The organism is Eubacterium sp. MSJ-13 (assembly GCF_018918235.1).
In the GTDB taxonomy this organism is placed as follows: domain Bacteria; phylum Bacillota; class Clostridia; order Lachnospirales; family Lachnospiraceae; genus Butyribacter.
In genome coordinates this window covers 1-3852 of record NZ_JAHLQE010000008.1, presented here as the reverse complement: position 1 = coordinate 3852, position 3852 = coordinate 1, and the positions used below count along the sequence as shown (strand labels likewise).

Annotated in this window: 3 protein-coding genes; all 3 read right to left on the bottom strand. The window is 30.4% G+C overall.

Annotation, left to right across the window (positions count from 1 at the left end):
- Window positions 1–55 precede the first annotated feature (55 nt).
- The 3 genes from KQI69_RS00380 to KQI69_RS00370 all read right to left on the bottom strand — a co-directional run bounded on the left by KQI69_RS00380 (window position 56) and on the right by KQI69_RS00370 (window position 3732).
- Window positions 56–1933: an FtsX-like permease family protein gene (locus KQI69_RS00380; RefSeq protein WP_216563286.1), complete on the bottom strand. Its 1878-nt coding sequence runs from the start codon at window positions 1931–1933 to the stop codon at window positions 56–58.
- A gap of 82 nt (window positions 1934–2015) precedes the next feature.
- Window positions 2016–3053 carry a sensor histidine kinase gene (locus tag KQI69_RS00375; RefSeq protein WP_216563284.1) on the bottom strand — a complete coding sequence of 346 codons (1038 nt, stop codon included), beginning with the start codon at window positions 3051–3053 and terminating at the stop codon, window positions 2016–2018.
- Window positions 3040–3732 (bottom strand): response regulator transcription factor, encoded by a 693-nt coding sequence (locus tag KQI69_RS00370; protein ID WP_216563283.1) that lies wholly within the window; start codon window positions 3730–3732, stop codon window positions 3040–3042. Before KQI69_RS00370 ends, KQI69_RS00375 begins: the two co-directional genes overlap by 14 nt.
- Window positions 3733–3852: the final 120 nt, after the last annotated feature.

Here is a 3852-nt window from a genome sequence, read left to right as displayed (position 1 = left end):
ACCTTGAGGTTCTTTTTTATTCAATTGGCACTTTTAATGAATTACAGGAATGCTCCTACATGTTCATAAAAATATTTCTTCTAAAAAGTATATCTGTCAGAATGTAATACACCAGATATATCACTGAAATCCAGAGTAAAGATAATATTAAATATTTTATATCCCATACATACATTCCAACACCATGTATCATTATCCTATTTATATGCAATGAAATAATTCCTCCAATACCAAACGCGACAACTGCTGGAAATAAATAATTTAAAGCAAGCTGCTGATGTATCAGATAAGTTATATCTGACTGTTTCATTCCCAATTTGGCAAGTATCATATACCTGTATCTATAATCTTTTGAATCACTGAGTAGGCGAATGGATAATACCGCCATTGTTGCACATAAAAAAACTAAACTGATATATGCAAAAGGAAACATTATTGCCAAAATAGCCGATTTTAAACTGTTCTCTATTTCTGTTTTCATTAATACAGGGCTTGTATATAAAATATTATGATTACTTCCGTATTTAAAATTATCTGTTTCCGTATTAATATCCCGTAACTGTTCAGCAACATTTATAGGAATACTTTCTTTAGTCTGCATGGCATAAACAGTGTAATAAGGTTTTAATGAGCCAATCACATCATCTGGAACAACAATTATATAATCTGCACCATTGTGCCCATTCTGTTCAAAGTCGTCTGTACAAATTTCTGATAATTGCAGCTTTTTATTTCCAACAACAATATCTTTTTTGAACAACCCCGATGTCAATTCATCAGATATACGATATTTAACTTGAAAAATATATTTGTCACTTTTCAATTTTTTTTCCGGTAATCCCAACATTTCTCTTAACTTATTATAATCACTAAGCTGCATAAAAGTATTGTATTTATAATATACATCGCAATCAGGATTGTCATTTAAAATCTTCTGATTTATGTTATAATCATTCTCTTTCCATAAATCGCTAAAATAATTTAAATGTGTATATAGCCAGATTCTCACACTTTGGGATGAATTTCTGTAAACAACATACTCATGTTCTGAGCTCATTCCAATATGATTATCATTTAATAATTCTTTCTCTTTATGAAAATCCATAGTTATATCATCATGATATATCATTAACGAAAAAGGAAATTCAACATCAATCTGAACATTTTGATAATCTGTGTAAAACATTGCAATAGTGCTGCATATCAACGAACAGGAAAGTAACAATACCGTTATAAACAATAACTTTTTCATTGTTTTAAATTTTGATGTTACAGTACGGTATAAAAACAATCTATTATTTTTTAATAATAAAAGATTAAACCTGCATTTGTGAAAAATTGAAATTTTTCCATTATCCACAAGCTCTGTTTTTCTCTTTTCCTTTAATAATGCAGCAATATTTAATTTCATAAAATGCTTTCTGATACTTATTAATGCACCTACGTAGCAGACAGTATAAACTACAAAAGAAAATATAACGCAGAAAAAACTAAAATTTGCTTTTATTTTATATTCTATCCTGAATAGATGATAAAATATATCCATCAAAATCTGTTGTATCAGCCATCCCACAGCCAATCCAATCAACCATGAAACACCAGACTGATAACAGGTTTCCCTACAAAAAAGTAAAAATATATCTTTTTTTCTTGTACCTATAAGCATATAAATTGCAAATTCTTTACTTCTATTTTTCAACATGTATTCCATAATATAATGAATAAGCCATACATTCACCAAAACAATAATACCAGTCGAAATAAGTAACAAAACATCCATTGTAAAACTCTGTTCACACAATTCCTGAATGTCCGGCAAAAAAAGCATTGAATTAAATGCAAACATAATAGCTGCGATCAGGGTCATTGTAAAGAAATAAACAGGCTCTTTTTTCACAAAAGCGAAAACATTTTTTCTGATCAACTCATTCATTGCAACCTCCTATAAATTTCTTTTACATTCAAACTATAGCATCATTTTTATGTAGTACCTATTCATTATCCTTTCATAAATCTTACAATTTTGAAAGATTTTCATAAAAATATTTCCTTTTTTTAAAAGTAAATGATATAGTAGTATACTCATTTTCAATCGAATCCGCTTTGACTGACACATCCAGTTTTTCACACATTTTTGCAACCAAATATAAACCAATTCCGGTTGAATTTGCATTATCATGCCCATTTTTACCTGTATATCCCTTGTCAAAAATTCTTTCTAAATCTTCCGGACATATGCCTATCCCATTATCCTTTATAAACAGTTCAACAGCCCAATCGTCCTCTATTACTTCTATATTTATTTTCGCATTCTCTACCCTTGAGTACTTAACAGCATTTATAATTACTTGATTTATCACAAACAATATCCATTTTCGATCGCTATATACCATGATATTTTCAGGGCATACAAAATCAATTGCAATTTGCTTACTCCTTAACAATACCCTGTTATTATTAATTGAATCTTTTATCACTGAACCCAAGGATATCTCCTGAATCAGATAATCCTTATATGCTGTACCCAGTCTTGCATAATACAAAGCACTTTCCACATCATTTTCGATTCGTTTTAGTTCCATAATAATTTCTTTTTTTATGCGTACATCCTGAATATTGTTGTTTATCATTAAATATAATAAAGTTATTGGTGTTTTTACCTCATGAATCCAGTTTTCTATATATTCTTCATATTCTTTCTGTTCATCCTCCATTTTGTGAATCTGCTCAATTGCAGCCGCTCCTACACTCCTTATCACCTTCTGATATTCCCTGTCTTCAAGATGAAAAGAAACGGGCAGAACCTCCGAAATCAACCATGGTTGACTTAAAGTTCCCACCCGTTTTTTCAACTCTTTAAAATACTTATTTCTTGTATACCATCCAATCAGCAAACAGATGCACAAAATTATAAACCATAAAATACCAATCAGTATGATTGTCGATGCTGTATTCCCAACCATACTTAAATATTCAGACAAAGCTAACATCCCAATTACATTCAACAATATAAGAATAATCTTATCTGCACAATAATCTTTAAATTTCATCATCTTTCCCCTCTCTCAAAAGCAGTTGATAACCCAATCCTCTTTTAGTAATGATAAAATTTTCTAAATCGATACCTTTCAGTTTTTGGCGGATGCGGCTGATATTGATACTTAAAGTATTATCATCAATAAAGTTCCCATCACCCCATAAACTATCCATCAATTCATCACGAGTAATTATCTGCTCTGAATGGTAGAATAAGTACATTAATATGTGTAATTCATTTTTTGATAATTCTACTTTTTTATTTTTGTAGGAAATCACTGCTGCCAAAATATCCAATTCCACATTTTTATAATGCAGAACTTTTTCCTCTTTAGAAGATGACCTTTTTAACACAGCAGCTATATGTGCTAACAGCACTAATGGCTCATAAGGTTTTGCTATAAAATCATCACCGCCTAATGTCATACACTCAAGTTCATCCATAGATGAATTTTTAGATGTAACAAAAATAATGGGGACTTTACTGTTTTCCCTAACCTGCTTACAAACAGAAATACCATCTTCATTAGGAAGAACTATATCTAAGAGTATCAGATCAGGTTTACATTGAACTATCTGTGATGCTATATTTTCAAATGTTTCAATTATCTTTACTTCATAGTTGGCATTCTCCAATAGAAGTTTAAGTTCCTTTTGAATTTTCACCTCATCTTCTACAACACATATCTTATACATTGAACTCTCCTTTTATATCATGAACTATTGACGATGCAGTCGATATTTCATACATAACATCAAAAAGTCAAGCGGATATTCGCAATCCGCTTTGCTACTTGCTCATAACACTATTAGCTG